At 37.1% G+C, this 17,579-nt stretch carries 21 protein-coding genes and 1 pseudogene; 14 read left to right on the forward strand and 8 right to left on the reverse strand.

Annotated features, from left to right (window positions below; genetic code table 11):
- The 4 genes and pseudogenes from L950_RS30670 to L950_RS18340 all read left to right on the forward strand — a co-directional run.
- A pseudogene (locus tag L950_RS30670) lies at nt 1-1,032 on the forward strand (SusC/RagA family protein); the annotation flags it as partial.
- Nucleotides 1,033-1,099: 67 nt separating this feature from the next.
- A complete protein-coding gene (locus tag L950_RS18335) occupies nt 1,100-2,560 on the forward strand; it encodes a RagB/SusD family nutrient uptake outer membrane protein (RefSeq protein WP_231577421.1) in 1,461 nt (486 codons plus the stop codon).
- Complete coding sequence (locus tag L950_RS33915; protein WP_231577422.1) at nt 2,548-2,868, forward strand: RagB/SusD family nutrient uptake outer membrane protein; 321 nt, start codon at nt 2,548-2,550, stop codon at nt 2,866-2,868. Before L950_RS18335 ends, L950_RS33915 begins: the two co-directional genes overlap by 13 nt.
- A 44-nt stretch (nt 2,869-2,912) precedes the next feature.
- Nucleotides 2,913-3,767 (forward strand): endonuclease/exonuclease/phosphatase family protein, encoded by an 855-nt coding sequence (locus L950_RS18340; RefSeq protein WP_021190675.1) that lies wholly within the window; start codon nt 2,913-2,915, stop codon nt 3,765-3,767.
- A gap of 68 nt (nt 3,768-3,835) precedes the next feature.
- Here the strand turns inward: L950_RS18340 and L950_RS18345 are convergent, their stop codons facing one another.
- Nucleotides 3,836-4,057: a helix-turn-helix domain-containing protein gene (locus L950_RS18345; protein WP_197086541.1), complete on the reverse strand. Its 222-nt coding sequence runs from the start codon at nt 4,055-4,057 to the stop codon at nt 3,836-3,838.
- A gap of 321 nt (nt 4,058-4,378) precedes the next feature.
- On the opposite strand from L950_RS18345, the gene L950_RS18350 reads away from it, so the two are divergent.
- The gene (locus tag L950_RS18350; RefSeq protein ID WP_197086542.1) at nt 4,379-4,945 is read left to right on the forward strand and encodes an alpha-ketoglutarate-dependent dioxygenase AlkB family protein; all 567 of its coding nucleotides are present in this window, start codon (nt 4,379-4,381) and stop codon (nt 4,943-4,945) included.
- Nucleotides 4,946-5,115: 170 nt separating this feature from the next.
- Here L950_RS18350 and L950_RS18355 read toward each other — a convergent pair whose 3' ends face one another.
- From L950_RS18355 to L950_RS18380, 7 genes are all read right to left on the reverse strand, one after another.
- Nucleotides 5,116-6,009: an ROK family protein gene (locus L950_RS18355; protein ID WP_197086543.1), complete on the reverse strand. Its 894-nt coding sequence runs from the start codon at nt 6,007-6,009 to the stop codon at nt 5,116-5,118.
- A gap of 170 nt (nt 6,010-6,179) precedes the next feature.
- Nucleotides 6,180-6,572 carry a VOC family protein gene (locus tag L950_RS18360; RefSeq protein WP_021190678.1) on the reverse strand — a complete coding sequence of 131 codons (393 nt, stop codon included), beginning with the start codon at nt 6,570-6,572 and terminating at the stop codon, nt 6,180-6,182.
- A gap of 230 nt (nt 6,573-6,802) precedes the next feature.
- Nucleotides 6,803-7,600 carry a hypothetical protein gene (locus tag L950_RS18365; RefSeq protein ID WP_132773586.1) on the reverse strand — a complete coding sequence of 266 codons (798 nt, stop codon included), beginning with the start codon at nt 7,598-7,600 and terminating at the stop codon, nt 6,803-6,805.
- 197 nt (nt 7,601-7,797) lie between these two features.
- Nucleotides 7,798-8,331 (reverse strand): alpha/beta fold hydrolase, encoded by a 534-nt coding sequence (locus L950_RS18370; RefSeq protein WP_231577424.1) that lies wholly within the window; start codon nt 8,329-8,331, stop codon nt 7,798-7,800.
- Nucleotides 8,253-8,570 carry an alpha/beta fold hydrolase gene (locus L950_RS33920; protein ID WP_231577423.1) on the reverse strand — a complete coding sequence of 106 codons (318 nt, stop codon included), beginning with the start codon at nt 8,568-8,570 and terminating at the stop codon, nt 8,253-8,255. Before L950_RS33920 ends, L950_RS18370 begins: the two co-directional genes overlap by 79 nt.
- A 1-nt stretch (nt 8,571) precedes the next feature.
- On the reverse strand, nt 8,572-9,096 hold the full coding sequence (locus L950_RS18375) for a hypothetical protein (protein ID WP_021190681.1): 525 nt from the start codon (nt 9,094-9,096) through the stop codon (nt 8,572-8,574).
- Between the two features lie 125 nt (nt 9,097-9,221).
- On the reverse strand, nt 9,222-10,709 hold the full coding sequence (locus L950_RS18380; RefSeq protein WP_197086544.1) for an NAD(P)H-hydrate dehydratase: 1,488 nt from the start codon (nt 10,707-10,709) through the stop codon (nt 9,222-9,224).
- Nucleotides 10,710-11,594: 885 nt separating this feature from the next.
- On the opposite strand from L950_RS18380, the gene L950_RS18395 reads away from it, so the two are divergent.
- The 9 genes from L950_RS18395 to L950_RS35705 all read left to right on the forward strand — a co-directional run bounded on the left by L950_RS18395 (nt 11,595) and on the right by L950_RS35705 (nt 17,562).
- A complete protein-coding gene (locus L950_RS18395) occupies nt 11,595-12,353 on the forward strand; it encodes a hypothetical protein (protein WP_021190685.1) in 759 nt (252 codons plus the stop codon).
- Nucleotides 12,354-12,524: 171 nt separating this feature from the next.
- Nucleotides 12,525-12,911, forward strand: coding sequence for a WG repeat-containing protein (locus tag L950_RS18400; RefSeq protein ID WP_021190687.1), 387 nt, complete (start codon nt 12,525-12,527; stop codon nt 12,909-12,911).
- A gap of 150 nt (nt 12,912-13,061) precedes the next feature.
- On the forward strand, nt 13,062-13,883 hold the full coding sequence (locus tag L950_RS30675) for a hypothetical protein (protein WP_197086545.1): 822 nt from the start codon (nt 13,062-13,064) through the stop codon (nt 13,881-13,883).
- A gap of 125 nt (nt 13,884-14,008) precedes the next feature.
- Nucleotides 14,009-14,593 carry a hypothetical protein gene (locus tag L950_RS30680; protein ID WP_197086546.1) on the forward strand — a complete coding sequence of 195 codons (585 nt, stop codon included), beginning with the start codon at nt 14,009-14,011 and terminating at the stop codon, nt 14,591-14,593.
- A gap of 32 nt (nt 14,594-14,625) precedes the next feature.
- On the forward strand, nt 14,626-15,312 hold the full coding sequence (locus L950_RS30685) for a sensor histidine kinase (protein ID WP_197086547.1): 687 nt from the start codon (nt 14,626-14,628) through the stop codon (nt 15,310-15,312).
- 79 nt (nt 15,313-15,391) lie between these two features.
- The gene (locus L950_RS18410; protein ID WP_021190688.1) at nt 15,392-15,946 is read left to right on the forward strand and encodes a LuxR C-terminal-related transcriptional regulator; all 555 of its coding nucleotides are present in this window, start codon (nt 15,392-15,394) and stop codon (nt 15,944-15,946) included.
- 171 nt (nt 15,947-16,117) lie between these two features.
- Nucleotides 16,118-16,804, forward strand: coding sequence for a hypothetical protein (locus tag L950_RS18415; protein ID WP_031288690.1), 687 nt, complete (start codon nt 16,118-16,120; stop codon nt 16,802-16,804).
- Between the two features lie 4 nt (nt 16,805-16,808).
- Nucleotides 16,809-17,462, forward strand: coding sequence for a hypothetical protein (locus L950_RS18420; RefSeq protein WP_021190690.1), 654 nt, complete (start codon nt 16,809-16,811; stop codon nt 17,460-17,462).
- A complete protein-coding gene (locus L950_RS35705; RefSeq protein WP_021190691.1) occupies nt 17,440-17,562 on the forward strand; it encodes a hypothetical protein in 123 nt (40 codons plus the stop codon). The genes L950_RS18420 and L950_RS35705 overlap by 23 nt, the downstream gene beginning before the upstream one ends.
- Nucleotides 17,563-17,579 lie beyond the last annotated feature (17 nt).

The following is a 17,579-nucleotide window of genomic DNA, read 5'->3' on the forward strand; positions in this document are numbered from 1 at the left end:
AATGGTAAACTGCAATTGGTAGCCGATATGTATACACGTAAAACAACTGATATGTTTACTGTAGGCATGACATTGCCGGATATATTTGGTGCTACATCTCCTAAAGGTAACTATGCTGATATGACCACAAATGGTTATGAACTTACACTTTCTTACAACAATCGATTTGATGTGGCGGGTAAATCATTGCGCTATAGTATTAGAGGAACCTTAGCTGACTATAAATCTAAAATCGATAAATACAATAATCTAACAGGTACGTTAGGCGATTACTATGCCGGTCAAACAGTCGGTGAAATCTGGGGATACGAAACTCAAGGTCTGTTCCAATCGCAAGCGGAGATTGACAATGCCGCAAAGCAGATTTTAATCAAATCGTCTAGTGCTGGTATTGTGTATCCAGGCGATGTCCGTTTTGCAGATTTAAACGGTGACGGGAAGATCGATTACGGCACCAATACATTAGACAATCATGGTGATAAAAAAATCATCGGTAATAAGGATCCCCGGTATATCTATGGATTTAACTTTAATGCGGACTGGAACGGCATATCATTGTCCACATTTTTTCAGGGAGTAGGCCGTCAAAACTGGTATCCAAGCAATGAATCAATTTTCTGGGGACAATATAATAGACCGTACAATAATCTGCCGGAATGGCACTTAAATAACTACTGGACTGAGGACAACAAAGGTGCTTACCTACCCCGCTACGCTGGCTATAACCAGTCTATCAAAGAAACGCCTCAAACACGTTATTTACAAAATGTGGGTTACATTAGACTGAAAAATATTCAAGTTGGATATAGTCTCCCTAAATCTATCGTATCACGATGGGGCTTTCAGGATATAAAAGCTTCGCTATCGGGTGAAAACCTATGGAGCTGGTCACCGTTCTATAAGCATACACGCGATCTGGATGTAAGCAATATCGGTTCATCCGACCCGGATATCAGCGACAGCAATGCTGGTGATGGCTTCAACTATCCGACCATGAAATCAATCAGCTTAGGTATATCAGTCACTTTTTAACATTTATGATTAGAAAGATGCTTCTGGATAATCAGAAGCATTATGCAACGATTAAGAAAAAACACACATGAAAAAGATATTCTATTTATTAAGTATACTGGCTTTATGCAGCAGCTGTGAGCTAAATGAATTTCCGGAATCGTCAGCCTTAGAAGAAGACGTATTTGGAACCGAGGGAGGACTCCGTCGCTATTCGATCTCATTTTACAATAATCTGCCTTCTTCTTCTGATGCCTACAGATTGGACCAGATGTCTGATTATGGCGCTGTCAATAACCTCGACAATTTTTTAAAATTGAATGCCTATACGGCACAGACAAGTTCTGGATGGGATTGGAAGAACCTTAGAAATATCAATCATTTTTTAGCAAGCAATAACCGGTCAAACGTATCGGAAACAAGTCGTAACCATTACAATGGTGTTGCTCGCTTTTTTAGAGCATACTTTTACTATAAAATGGTCACTCGTTTTGGCGATGTGCCCTGGGTGGATAAGGCTCTTTCAATTACTGACAACGATATCTTATATGGGGACCGCGGAGACCGTACTGTAGTGATGGATCATATCTTGGCAGATCTGGATTATGCCTACGCGAATATACAGACCAGCTCCTCTACAGACGGTTCGGAGATCACGAAATGGACTGCTCTGGGACTGAAAACAAGAATTGCACTTTTTGAAGCTTCATTTCGTAAATACCATACTGAGCTGGGCTTAGCATCAACTGCAAACAAATATTATAAACAGGTGGTGGATGCCGCTCAGGAACTGATGACGAAGGGACCGCACAGTATCTATACCGCTAAAGGCCCCGAACTATCGCAACGTCAGCTTTTTGTCAGTGATGCTGCAGTTACTCAAGAGGTCATGCTAGCTATTGCTTTTAATAAGAACCTGGCCATCCTAAGTTCTGCGAACTGGTATTGGACTTCTCCGACCTATGGCCCACGTTATAGTTTTGTAAGACCGTTTATCAATACGATATTAAACCGAGATGGTACTCCGTATACGAATAGAACAGGATACAATACACAAGAGTTTTATGATGAGTGTCAAAATAGAGATTACCGCTTATCTCAGCTGATCCGTACCCCAGGCTATAAAATAGATGGAAAACCAGCAGCACCAAATTTTAATGGTTATTCGTACACAGGTTATCAGCCAATAAAATATACACTTGATGAAAGTAAATATGATAATGGACAGCTAAATACGAATGCTATTCCATTGATGCGCTATGCAGAAGTACTGCTTAATTATGCTGAGGCACGTGCTGAATTGGGTGAAATTACAGATGGCGACTGGCAAAAAACTATTGGTGCACTACGTTCGCGTGCAGGTATTACAGGAGGTACCTCGCAATTACCGACAGTGATTGATACTTACATCAAAGAAAAATTCTTTAAAGATATCGACAACCCTGTACTGCTAGAAATAAGACGTGAAAGACAAGTTGAACTGGCGCTTGAAGGTTTTAGATTTAATGATCTAAAAGATGGAATGCGGGTCATATCATGGCTTCTTTAGAATGGTCCGGTATCTATATTCCGGAATTGGACAAACCGATGGATCTGGATCGCGACGGCACTGTAGATGTTATCTTCTATGATGGCAATAATAAAGGTCCTTCGGTAACGGTTGGCGCCAAAGTTGCAAAAATAGCTATTGGTGGACCAGCGACTAACTACCAGACGTTAACTGCAGATAAACATCTGGAGTGGTTTAAAGCGCAAACACGTACCTGGTATGATGACGGCAGACAGTACTACTATCCAATACCAAGCAATGCAATTGTTTTAAACAAAAATTTGAAAAATTATCCTTTCTGGCAATAGTAGGTCTGCTACTTAACCTAGTAATATGAATATTTAGAAAAAATATGAAAACACGCTATATCAAAACCATGCTCTGCCTCATGATTTCGGCAGTTACATTAACTGCTCAGGCTCAAAAAATGCGCGTGGCGACGTATAATCTTCGCTATGATACGCCTAATGATAGTCTGGACCGCTGGCAAAACAGAGTGACTCCGATCGCGCAATTAATCCAATTTCATGAATTTGATATCTTTGGGACACAAGAAGCATTAAAGAATCAATTGGATGACCTTAGTAAGCAACTTCCTCAATTTGAACGTTATGGACTAGGACGAGATGACGGTAAAGCTGCGGGCGAGCATGCGGCAATTTATTATAAAAAGGACCGTTTTGAGCTGGTCAGTAAAGGCGACTTTTGGTTATCTGAAACTCCAGATAGACCGAGTCTAGGATGGGACGCGCCATCCAACATCAGAATATGTACTTGGATACAGCTAAAAGATAAAGATTCTAAAAAGTCGTTCTTCCTCTTCAATGCTCATTACGACCATCGCGGAATATTAGCCCGCAAAGAATCGAGCTTGTTAATATTAAAAAAGATTACTGAAATCGCAAAAGAACAGCCAGTTATACTTATGGGTGATTTTAATGGCGATAGCAATTCTGAATGGTATAAGAGTTTAGCGACATCTGATTTATTGAAAGATACTTATCATATGGTAAGCATGCCCTATGCTTTAAATGGAAGCTCCAATGGTTTTCGGACAGGTGAAAAATTCCCTGTTCATAATACAATCATTGATCATATTTTTGTATCCAAACACTTCAAAGGTCATAAATGGGGAATTTTGACAGATACTTATTCCGGTAAATTTCCTTCAGACCATTTCCCTCTACTTACTGTACTGGAACTCTAATGATACATTTTAAGCTAAAAAGCTGTACTACCTAAAAAATAGTACGGCTTTTTGCGATATAAATTATTCTAACTATTTTCAATTAGCTCTGTTTTTTGATTCAAATTCTTCAAATCTACCGTAATCAGTGTATCGATACTGATCTGATGATATTGACATAATTTCAATAAGACTTCTATCGGAGGCTCTGAGAGGGCTTCCTCGTACTTCGCGTACCTAGCGCGTGTAATGGTTAAGTCTGCTGCTATCTCGCGCTGTGATATCCCTTTTTGTTCTCTTAAATACTTCAAGTTTTTTGACAACATCATACTGCTAATATTTATAGCTTCAAATTTAACAAAAATACTAATATAATTAGTATTTTTGTTGTATCATATTTTAATAAGCATAATAGGAACGTTACTATATATAAATCCGAAGAGCCAGCTGCTGTTTTTGATAACCAAAAAACGTACAATTGGAGACTCTAAAGTTTATAGTAAATGAAGAAAACACCTATTGACTGTTACCGCTTTACTAAAACATATACGATGAATTTATTTAATGACACTGAAATATTCGCACCTGGCCATGGAGGTAAGGTTGTATTCGATCTACCTGATACGGAACTCATGCTAATTGATTCTTTTTTTTCAAAGGAAGAATCGGACCATTACTACAATACTTTGCTCCATAATACGAAATGGCGCGAATATGAAATGGAGATCTTTGATAAAACAGTTAAAGCACCACGCATGATCGCTTGGTATGAGGATAAAAGCAATTTGGGTGCTGATCCCGCAGGTCCTGACTGGACCACAGCACTATTAGCCATCCGAAAACGAGTGGAAGAAGAAACTGGTTTAAGCTTTAATGCTGTTTTGCTCAACCTCTACCGTAACGGGAAAGATGGTGTTGCGTGGCATAGTGATCATACTGATAAGTCTGGTCCTAATCCTGTGATTGCATCGCTCAGTTTTGGGGAAACACGTTTATTCCGACTGCGTCATAAATTTCTAAAGGATATAAAGCAGATCGAAATTCCTCTGCATCATGGATCTTTCCTGCTGATGGCTGGTACGACAAACAGTTGCTGGCAGCACCAGGTACCTAAAACAGCTCGACAAATTCTGCCCAGAATAAATCTGACCTTTAGAAGGGTCTGCCGTACTAATACTCGTGACGATGTGGCTTTATAGGAGTGTCCGGCTGTTAAAATTTAATTTACATTAAAATCCATCAACCGGACACTGTTTATGAAAACGATCGTCTTAAAAGACGAGTTTTATTTTCTTTTATTGTTCCCAAACGAGTGCACTTGCACCTAAAATTGCGGCATCTGCTTCAGGAAGCTCACTAAATACCAATCTCACTTTATCTCTAAAGATGGGAAGTAGGTTTCTTTCCATATGTAATTTTGCAGGCTTGAGAATAAGTCTCCGGCTTGAATAACTCCGCCAAACAATAAGATCGCCTCAGGAGATGAAAACATCACAAAATTAGCTAATGCTTCACCCAGCTTCTGTCCTGTATAGCGGAATACTTCAATAGCAATTGGATCTTCTTTTATGGCACACTCGTAAACTGTTTTAGAATTGATTGATTCTTCTGGATATTGATTGAGCATAGAACTTGGAAATTCTGCTCTCATTTTCTTCGCTGTAATGGCTATGCCGGTAGCAGATGCATAGGCTTCCAGACTTCCTTCCGAACCTGTACTCCAGTGTTTTCTACCTCCTGGTTTTACAATGGTATGTCCTAACTCTCCCGCAAAACCATCATGTCCATAGATTACATTTCCATTGGCAACGATTCCGCTTCCTACACCTGTTCCTAAAGTAATCATGATAAAATCTTTCATACCACGTGCTGCTCCGAAAAGCATCTCTCCCAAAGCTGCCGCATTCGCATCGTTGGTAATGGTACACTCCATACCAAATTTATTTTCCATAAGTTCGGCAAAAGGAATTACACCTTTCCAAGGTAAATTAGGAGCTAATTCTACCGTACCTGTATAGTAATTACCGTTAGGTACACCGAGACCAATTCCATCAAAGTTTTTCACTGTACCGTATTTCTCGATAAGTGGAGAAACCTGAAGATATAATGCATCAATAAAATCTTCTATTTTCTTATATTCATCTGTTCTTAGGGATCCTTTTTCTAGAACTTCCCCGCGATGATTTACCACTCCGAATTTCGTATTGGTTCCACCAATATCGATTCCGAGAGCGACTCGTCTTGACAAGTTTGTTAACGCCATTTCTCTGTTTAATATGCTAAATCGCTAAAACTATAAAAAAAAATGTATAAATGCGCTATTTAAAAATACTTAATCGATCTTAATGTGTGCTTTATGGAGAGAAAAATGCACTAAAAAGGCATCGCTACTCGATAATAAACGGATATATATTTTTACAAAAAAGTTTCTGGTTAAGGTAACGGAGTACATAATTCAATTAGAAAACCATCTAAATCTCTCACATATGAAACGGTCTGTCCCCAAGGCTTGACTGTAGGCTGTTCAACAATAATTCCATTATACTCCCATACTTTGTCTACTAGATCTTCAACATTATCCGTGATAACGCCCAATTCTATTCCAAAAGGTTTCGCTAAACGAGAACTTTCCTGATATCCTGCACTCAAATTAGTCTGTGCTAAACTGTGTTTGGCAAATGAAATGGTGGTTTCTCCTGTTATTAATTCACCGTAGTCATTTTCAGGTGTTATAAATTTTCGTACAAAGCCAAATACTTGTTCATAAAACTGAATGGCCCGTGTCACATCGGACACATATAAGATAGTATATTTAAATTTGATCATTTTTAACTGTTTTGTTTCTTCAAAATTTTACCGTTTTTATTTTCGCTATATCAATTTGACGTTGTATCAAGTTACTGGAAATAGACAAGTTCGTCGCCTTACTGTGTTTTAGCTAACACAAAAATAAGTCTGTTAATGACAACAGTATGTCAGTAAACCTTATTAAAATACGATAAAAAATAAAAAAGCCTTGTCGAAGTGATCAAGGCTTTTTATAGTTCAATTACAGCTTAATCGGTTCTACTATTGTCAAGTGCTCCTGCTGCTGCACCTAAAGCCACCACCCCTCCTAACAGCAAAGCATTTTCACCTTTTACTTTCTTATAAGCCATTAGATCACCTTGTTTTGTATAATACTCAAGTACATTATTTAATGATGTACCAGTCTGAAATAATGTTTCAGCATAAAATTTTTGTTCTGTAGTTCTGAAAGTAACCTCGCCATTATTCAACACAGAATAGCTCAAAAAACTGCTCAGGATATAAGGCGAATCCTGTATGTTAAACTTGGCTTGTTGTACATTATATGTTCCACCGTTCATGCCATACCGCACAACTTTTTCTTTTTTTGCTTGGGATACCGATTTCTTTACATCATCGCGAAGATCAAAAAACCTTCCATCGACAAACGCATGAGGTGGTATTAATAACATATCTTTAGGTAATGTTGCTGTGCCGTTAAAATATCCATGAATAATATCCTCACTAAAAGCGGAAACATTCTGATTCACTTTACCTTTTAAATCTATCTGGTTGTTAGCGTAACTAAGGGCCTTTCCGTTGATTACTAGTGCAGAATTTTTTAAGTTCCACATGATTGGATAATCTAATTTATTTTCAACCTTAACATATACTTTACCATCCTTCCCCGCAAAAGAGTATTGAACAGCCAAAGTGTCATTTGTGTATAAGAAAGTTCCTTGGTCTTTTTCTTTAATCGTATTGGTGGTATTAACAGTCATCAGGTAATTTGAAGAACAAGCTGACAAGAATAAAGCAGTGCAGAGCGGAATAAATGATTTGTACATCTTCATTTTCAATATGGGTTAATTTAGTAATGGGTTCTTAGCGCGATAAACTTTGAAAGTTTCGTCTGTGATACTCTAAGATATTACAAATATTTAAAAATAAAGTAGCCCTATAACCTATATTTCACTTTATTAATTACCTAATGACCCTAACAAACAGTAAACGTTGTATTTAAATTGACCCAGGAACATGTAAATTATTCTAAAAATCTTGCGATCTGTAATACCGTAAATGTGATTAATTCTTCATCTACTATCCCTGATTCATCGGCCATCATATACCCGCCGTGGGTGGCAGGAAGTATGCATAATCTTGCATCAGGGAGCAAATGACTGATGGTTGCGGCATGTGTGACTGTAACAACATCTCGATCTCCATAAATGAGCAGAACAGGATTTTTAATATGCTGCATATCACGATCTTTCCAGTCTTCAAAATGGATCATCCGCTGACTGTCTTTTTGAAACATATTATGCAACTCATCTATATTCGAATTTAGTTTCAGAAAGTTCTCTTTCAGATAGGTCGGCATATTATCAATTGTTGCCTGTTCCATTGCTTGAAAGAAACCTGGTATCAGGCCATTTCTTTTATAAACTCCAGAGGCTGCTACGATCTTCACGACGCGATCTGGGTAAATCTTTGCTATCTCTAAGGCAGTCGTAGCACCATTGCTAAATCCAAAAAAAGAGGCTTTAGGTATTCCCAACAGATCCAATAATGCGACAATATCCTTTGCATCCTGTTCAAAAGTTTCAGGTTCTTCCCTATGATCTGAGCGTCCGTGATTTGCAGATCAATGCCGATCAGCAAAAAGCGTTCTTGTAACCGGATAATCGTTTCTCTAAAATCAAACTGTATAGAACCCGCCCCTCCATGAATCAAAACCAAAGGTTCACATGCTCCATAAATTTCATGATACAAGCGAATTCCGTTTACCTCTAGGTATCCTGTTACATGTGCTTCCATGCTAATATGTGATCTTGTCATCTACACCATAACTCATACTCGAATAATTAAGGATACGTCTCATCAATGCCATCTGCCCGCCAAGATAATCCTGTCGACCTATACACATTCCGATAAAATTGAGTTTATCTTCTGTAACAAAAGGGATATTCATTCCAATCCGAAATAATTCAGACAATTGTTCATCATTGACGGCCAATAAACTCCGGTAAACTTTAGGAGAGATTTTATGAAAACTAGCAATGAGATCGGCTAGAGTCGGGTATTGAAATTGTTCATCTAATGTCTTTCCCATATAAAACAAATCGTTATAGGGATCTGTTTCTTCCAAACCTAAAATGTTTGCTATTCCGTAACGTACATTGACAAAGTTGCCGGCCATCCAAATAATATGATTCGTTCGTCCATCGATCCGCTTCTTGGCATCCACTTCAGATATCCCAGATAACACACTTAAAAAAGTCTGTGTATGCATTCTATAAGCGGGAATAATCACTTCTAGTTTTGTTGATTTTGGCTTATCCATTGTTTATTGATTTAGTGATGGTTAACTACCATCTGTTTAATCAAAAATAAACAATAGATCATAAAGTCCCCTTGCCCTATGACAAGAAAACAAACTATCGTCTGCCATTTAAGTCTTGGACTGGTTTATAGTGTCGCAAGTTCTAATTCAAGAAACGCTTGTGGTAAATACTGAATAATATCTGAGGGAAGAAGACTATAAGTACCGATGGTCTTAACTGCCAAATCTGCTGCCTTTCCATGTAAATATACACCCATGATTAACGCTTCGTTTGCAGGATATCCCTGTCCAAGCAATGCGGTTATAATCCCTGTTAATACATCGCCGCTACCCCCTGTTGCCATTCCTACATTTCCTGTACTATTCAAGTAGATCTTACCGTCGCTCATCACCATTGCACTATTTGCTCCTTTTATCAATATATTGACCTGATATTTACTTGCAAATTCTTTTACTTTTTCTAATTTATCCCAATCGTCCATCCACGATCCTATAATCCGATTCAGTTCTTTTGGATGTGGAGTCAGAATGGTGTTTTTCGGTATAAAGTTCCATAATTCGGGATTTTTTGACATCATATTTAAACCGTCAGCATCTATAATCAATGGCGTTTGGATTCCTCTACTTATGTAATCTATCCAGGCTACACTTGTTTCTGCTGCGGTTCCCATTCCTACTCCAATGCCAACAGCCTGATAATTTGCTAAGTCGGGCATGGTGGTTATCACATCATTATGGTCATCTAATAAGACCATAGCTTCGGGCACAGCAGTCTGGATAATGATATGCCCGCAAGCAGGTACAAAGGCGGTAGCTAAACCACAGCCACTTCGCAAAGCTGCTTTTAGTGCCAGCTGGACAGACCCCATTTTTCCCTTGCTTCCCCCTATGATCATGCTATGTCCAAAATTGCCTTTATGTTCAAACTTTTTCCTTTTTCTATAGTATTTGAGTATTAACCCTTTTTCCACATAAATCAAATCGGAATTTTCTTTTTCAATAGCATTTTTACTCAATTGAATGTCCAGTATTTGAAAATCATCATAAAAAACTTGGTTCTGAGGCATTAATAATGCGAGCTTAGGCATTTGGAAAGTATATACCAAATCTGCATGAATCACAGGAGCAGTAATCGATGTTGGTCTATCTGCCAATAAGCCTGAAGGCATATCAATGGCATATACAGGAACATCAGCTTCATTGATCTGCTTGCAGATATAAGCCCATTTTCCGTCTAATTCTTCTCGCAGTCCATATCCGAACAGACAATCTATAACAATGGTATTATCCGGGATTTGTAACTGATCTGTTTCGTTAAAAAAATGAATTTGCGCCGCGGATAATCTTACCTGATTGCGGCTATTATCAGGCGCGTAAATTTCGGATTTTAGGACATATACCATCACATTGGCTAAATGTGCATCTAATAAACGTGCTAATACCAATCCATCTCCGCCGTTATTTCCTTTTCCGCAGATGATGGTGAAATGTTGTTTTGGGAGATCTGGGTACTTGATCTTTAATGCAGCAAAGACCGTTTGGGAAGCTCTTTCCATTAAATCTAAGCTTGTAATTTGTTGTTCGTTGCAGGTCAGTACATCTGCGTTCATCATTTGTTTTGCGGTAAGAATTTTCATTTGATCCAGATATACGCTAAATATACTTGTATTTATTTAATGTTTAATTTTATAAATTCCTGATCGAGATTAATCAATTCTGGGAGTGCATAAAATGAAAAATAGGTAACACTTGCCCATTCTCTATCTTGCAAAAGTAGACTATAGGAGCGTATACAGTTTTGAATGTGATTTTGATAGAGTTTAATCCAATGACCTTCATTTTTGATGTCGTAATTTTGGAATTTTTTTCAGCTTCTTGAGAAATGTAATCGAACTGTTTTTGATCTAGGGCAAGTGCTTTACCTTTTATAACTTCTAGTAGCATAGGCTGGGTCTCTGTGTAGTAACGTTTGGCTCGCTTAATTGCGGAAAGCACTTTTTATTCTTTGACTTTTGCTCTATCAGTTGGGTCATAAGTAATCCCTCGGTACGCATGAAAACAATGTTCGTCAGAATCGCTTCTTCCTGCGATACCTGCTTTAACTGCTGGGGGTTGGCATTTACAAAAGTTGCAATGAAAAAAGTAGTAAAGGTATGCGCATATGTCTCACATCTGGTCGCTTGAAATAATCTGTACAACTTTTAAACAAATTACATCCTCTTATTGTTTAGATTTTCTCTATTTCAAGTTAAAAAACAACCATTTATATTTAGAAATCGAAAAAATTAAAGCGCTCCAAAATATATAAATAGACTTCATGCTTAGGTGATCAATACATGAGGAGATGGTCAAGAGCTGTTTATGATAACGAAAATAATCCCTATTCATGTTTTGCAAATGGCTGTTATCAGGGATAAAAATGGTAAAAAACTATCATGACTTTTGTGTTAGAATTACATTAATATCATGAAGAGAATAACACTAACACTAGCAACAGTGTGCTTAATGAGCTTAAGTGCCTAGCTCAATCCAACAAGTTTTTTCGTATCGATTACGGAATAAAATCGGGAGAAAACAATGGACAGCTGGATGATACGCAATTAAGAGCTTGGGTGAATCAGGATTATATGCGCATCGCTTATACGCAGGATGAAAGTCACATCGAGATAAAAGATAAGAAAAAATTAAAATCATTTATTTTAGTTCCTAACTCTCAAGAGTACTTGATGCTACAAGACGGTACCAAAAATGATTACAGTGATATCCAGATCGAATACATAAAAGGCCAAGAGAAAAAAATAGCGGGATATACATGTAAACTAGCAATAATTAATATAGGAACTGATGAGGAGTCTGGCGAGGATGTAAAACTTGCGGTTTATTATACTGAGCAGATCCCTAATTTATCTTGGGCGGAATTCAATTTCTTAGAAACTTTACCTGGGGCACCATTGTCAATTACGGTATCGGGAGATGGCTACATTGCAAAAAAGATCGACTCTGAGGAATTGACTCAAGAGCTATTCGAAATTCCAGAAAGTTATACGGAAATGCAAGCTGATAGTGCAATAGGATATGGTGATCTTCAAGTTGCTGATAATCGCTATATTTTCACTAATGAAACCGGAGATTTATATGGACTAAAAGATGAGAATGATAAAGTTCTTTTACAACCTAAGTATACTTTTATAGCACCTTTTGATGGAGACATATCTATAGTAAACAATGCAGAGGATAAATTGGAGCGATCAACTTAGCCGGTAAAGAAATTATTACGCTACAACACGATTTTCTAAACTATTCTGACGACTCCAAAACATTCATGTACGGTGCACAAGATAAATACGGTTTATTACGTGCTGATGGAAGCGTTTTTATTAACGCAACATATGAGATGGTGAGTTTCCGGAAATGGGCTGATCCAATTCATGAAAAATGATAAAAGCGGTTTTATGAATGAGAAGGAGCAGGTGATCATACCAGCAGTACATGAACACATTTTCATGAGAAATAAAGACTATTTTATTACTTTCGAGGATACTTCTTATTCTTTACTCTCTATTAAAGATAATAAAAAAATAGCCGAAGGATATGAATATATGGCTTTACCTGATGAAGGAAATATTTTCTTAGCGATGAAAAATGGTAAGTATGGTTACATTGATGAAAAAGGTAAAACAATTATTCCTTTTAAATTTTCAACAGCACTTGCGTTTGATAATGGTGTAGCCATTGTCTCGGAAGATGAAGCTGGTGAAAACATATATTATATTGATACTAAAGGTCAAGAGGTTGCTGCTGTAGAGGCTGAATAATATGAGAAAACTCCCATATTTAGTAAAATAAATATGGGAGTTTTCTTGCATTTATGGGGTTTAAACAACTATTTTAATGTTTCGATCTATACATTGTTTATAAAAAATGATATCTTAGTCTCCTATATAATAGGTCCAGAATGAATGCAAATGAAGAAGAGTGCACTATATTTTACCAATAAATCGAGAGAAACTCTGCTTCTATTAATCTTGTGTTTTTTATTTAACTTTTCTTCTGCTCAGGAAGTGCTAGATAAACTAAAGGAACAATATGATAAAGTATCTGTTACGAATCCAGAAAGATTAATTGTTGCCGGCAAATATGCAACTGCCTTATTTTTCAATCAACAAGAAGTTAAGGCCGGTCAAATCCTTAAAGATAATATCCAGATAGCAAGTCGCTTACCAGATGGAAAATATGCGGCTAATCTTTATGCGATTGAGGCTATGAATTATAGAATCAGCGAGCGTATAAAAGAATCTAAAAGTAGTTTTGATAAGGCAAAAGAGTTTGCTAGCAAATCTAAAGATGTAGAGATCAAGGGTTATATAAGTTATTGTGAAGGATGGCTATATACCAGAAATAATAAAGAAGGTGAAGCTGTTAGAAGTTTTCTACGTGCGATCCGCTATTTTGATCAGGCTCCCCCATCCCGTACACTTAATAGCCGTAAATCTACAACTTACAAGGAGCTAACTTCAATTTATGCGAATTGGAATGAGCATCAGCTACAGGAGAAATATAGTCTACTTGCTTTAGATCTTGCTATTCAACAAAATGATCCCATTGCTATATTTGACGCTTATATGCTCATGGGGTATATGTATGAACAACAGTACATAAAGAACGATACTAACCACAAATTACGAGATCAGGCAGAAAAGTATTACCTCTTAGCTATTAATACGTATAACAAAAATAAGGCTACAATCCCCTTCCCATCTAATCTATCTTTGTTGCTAATAATCTAGCTTACCTCTACTTTAGTTTTTTTCCTGATTCTTATCAAGATCAGGCAATTCAATATGCTGAGCTCGCCCTAAAGCAGGGAACAGCGACTCAACAATACACGCATGTTGCATCTGCTTACGGTATAATGGCGGAGATCGCACTGAAAAACAAAAAACCTGAGCGTGCTAAAGCCTATTTGTTGTCGGCACTTATGGAGATTACTAAAAGCAGTGTTCCGGATCAGAACATCATCCTCAGTATTTACGAGAATCTCTCTGAAATTGCGGAACAGGAGAATAATCTTGCTGAAGCCATACGTTACCATAAAGTGTATATGGAAACATTTAAATCCATATACAATCAAGAACAATTGGAATTGGGTAAACGACTAGAAGCACAGTTTGATAAAGAAAGACAGCAACAGCAACTTATCAGAATGCAACTGGAAACGGATAAAAAAGAACAGCAGCTCCGTTTGCTGCATACCGTCAGTCTGCAGCAAAAACAGCAATATGAGAATTTGAAGTTGCATGAAGAAAATCAGCGAAAAGAACTTGAGCTCACACAACTTGAATCTGAAAAAAGAACCCAGGAACTCAAGCTATCTCGTTTAGAGACACAAAATCGTGCTCAGGACATCCTCAGTTTCAAAAATGAGATTTCTTATAAAGAGAAAATAAATAAATATTATGTGGCTTTGATCTTGTTTTTTTACTGGTTCTACTATTAATGCTATACGCATATAAACAGCGATCCAAAAGTATGCGTCAAAATAAGGAACTGTACAATTTCTCTTTAGATAAGGAACGTCAGAATTCAAAAATATCAATATTAACTGCTATGCTTGATGGTCAGGAACAGGAACGAGGACGATTGGCCAGGGATCTTCATGATGGACTAGGAGGCCTCTTATCCACCACAAAAATCAGTTTATCTCAATTGACAAATAAAGTGGATAGCCCAATGAAAAATGATATGCAAAAATCTCTTCTGCAATTGGATACTGCTGTAGAAGAGCTAAGACGTGTAGCTCATAATCTGATGCCGGATTTGCTAAATAGATATGGTCTGGAAGAAGCATTACAAGATTACGCTGTTCGTATGTCCAATGTACAATTGGATATTGATGTACAATTTTTACATTATTCGAATCAACTTACAAAAGATGAACAATTACTTGTTTATCGGGTAATCCAGGAGTTGGTTAATAACGCAATAAAACATGCTGACCCCAAACAAATTATCATTCAAATTGTAGAAGAAGCTGATTATTACACCATCACTGTTGAAGATGATGGAAAAGGATTTGATATTGATCAGGTTAAGGGTAATCACTCAGCAGGCCTTCATAATATACAATCGCGGATCGATTTCCTTAAAGGGAAATTTACTATACAGTCGGAAAAAGATGTGGGGACAAGTGTTGAAATTATATTTCCAAAAAAATAAAATAAATGATTAAAATAGCAATTACAGATGATCATCCTTTGCTTTCGGAAGGATTGAAAAATATCCTTCTAAGGAAGATATGTTAGAAGTAGTGGGTTGTTATCCTGATGCATCAACCATGCATAAAGCGCTTTCGGATGGGCCTGTTGATGTACTTTTACTGGATATTAATCTTCCTGATGCCAATAGTATTGAGCTGATCAAACCGTTGAGGTCCAAGTATCCTCAAATGCGTATTATAGTAATCAGTGTACATAACGAATATGCTGTTATCAATAGTGTACTGCAAGAGGGGGGCCAAGGTTATATTCAAAAAAATGCTTCTGTGGAAGAGATTGTTGCCGGAGTTGAACAGGTTATAAAAGGAAACAAATTTCTATGTTCTCAAACCAAAAATATTGTTGAAAGAAAATCAAAAGATGAACTCAAAAGTGTTCCAAAATTGACCCGTAGGGAAAAGGAAGTACTAACTGAGGCATCTTTGGGATTAACAACGGGGCAAATCGCAGAAAAACTATTTATTAGTCCGCATACTGTGGAAAGTCACCGTAAAAATTTGATTGAGAAATTTGACGCAAAAAATCTTAGTTCTGCAATTAAATTAGCGTTAGAATATGGATTGATTCGTCAATAGTAGAACTTTGATTGGTAAAACCACTAGTTTCGGGGATTGTAGAAATTGCTTCTAATCTCTAGCTTTGAGTAGACGTAAAATTGCTAAGAACCTAGAAAGAAAATCTCATGCCGTACGATGATGGCACGGTAATTAGCAGGAATAATAGCAAATCCTTTAAAACAATAAAAAATGATAAAACTTAAGTCGTTTTCGCGATTAATAATCTTAATCTGCTGTTGCAGTTTATTGACAAGTTGCTTTGACTTTATTGAAGATATCAATCTAAATGCCAATGGTTCTGGCAGTATTAAAGCTACACTCAACCTTAGTAAAAGTAGTACTAAAGTAGCCTCTCTGATGAAATTAAAAAGTGTAAATGGCATTCAAATTCCGACAAAAGAGAAGATAAAGAGTGAAACCGAGGACATGATCCGTATTTTAAAAAATACCCCAGGTATAAGTCAAGTGCAATATAATTTAGATTTTAACAATTATATTGCAACTGTCTCCTGCAATTTCGCTTCCGTAAATGCTCTGAATAATTTTAGTAAAGCGCTTGGAACTCATTTTAAAAGTGCCCTCGGTAATAATAATAATTATTCCTACGATGCTAAAACTGGAACCTTTACCAGAACATATACGCACTCTCCTACTTTAAGTAAAGAGTATGCCCGTATATCTGAAACTGACCGCAAATATTTTAATGATGCCTTTTACACACAGATTATACGTTTTGATAAAACGGTCAAATCACAAAAACATGCTTCAGCAAAAATATCCAGTTCTGCAAAAGCTGTTCTACTTAAGTTAAAGGCTACAGATCTTGCTAGTGGCAAAGTTTCATTAGCCAATACCATCACTTTAAATAACAAATAACTACATGAATATTAAATTCTTACCCTTGTTAGCATTATCTGCTTTTGCAGGAATGGAGGCTACAGCTCAAGAACTGACCAGCAAAATACCGGCTCATGCCGACTTTGTTGTTTCTATTAATAATAAAGCTATCGTAGAACAAAGTTCTATGGAACTGCTAAACGAAACACTAACTAAACTAGGTGCATTTGAACAGGCCAAAAACATGGATTTTCCAATCAAAAACCTAAAAGAGCTGGATTTTAATCTAGATAAACAGGCTTATGTTTACCGTGCAAATACCGATAGTTTACACTACATTGGAATTTTACTTCCCCTGAAAGCAAACCATCAGGTCAAACAACATATGTTTTCACAATATGAAGTTCTTCCAATATATAATGGATATGAAAGAAGAGTTTCCAAAGATGGTAAAACACAGGTTGCCTGGAATTCGGAAACAATGTTTATTCTCACAGGTGATGTACACAGTCAGTATTTTCAAATGAAAGATGTAGCAGACCGTTACGGCTTAGATCTTGGCTCTTATGCGACGGACACCTGGACCTATAATGAAGCATTAGGTGATGCGGCAACCGCAGCTACAGCTGCTGCTGAAGAAGCTGTGGAGGCTATGGAAGAAGTAAACTTTGAGAGTGAAGAAGGAAATTTTACCTGATACCGTGAACGTATTAGAAGAAATAAGCGAAGCTGAAATGGAGGCCGTTGAAGCTGTTGTTGATTCGACTATAGCCAATATCCGCAGATCAATGGGATGATTCAGAGACACAGTAGA

It is taken from the genome of Sphingobacterium sp. IITKGP-BTPF85 (assembly GCF_001006065.1).
Taxonomy (GTDB): domain Bacteria; phylum Bacteroidota; class Bacteroidia; order Sphingobacteriales; family Sphingobacteriaceae; genus Sphingobacterium; species Sphingobacterium anhuiense.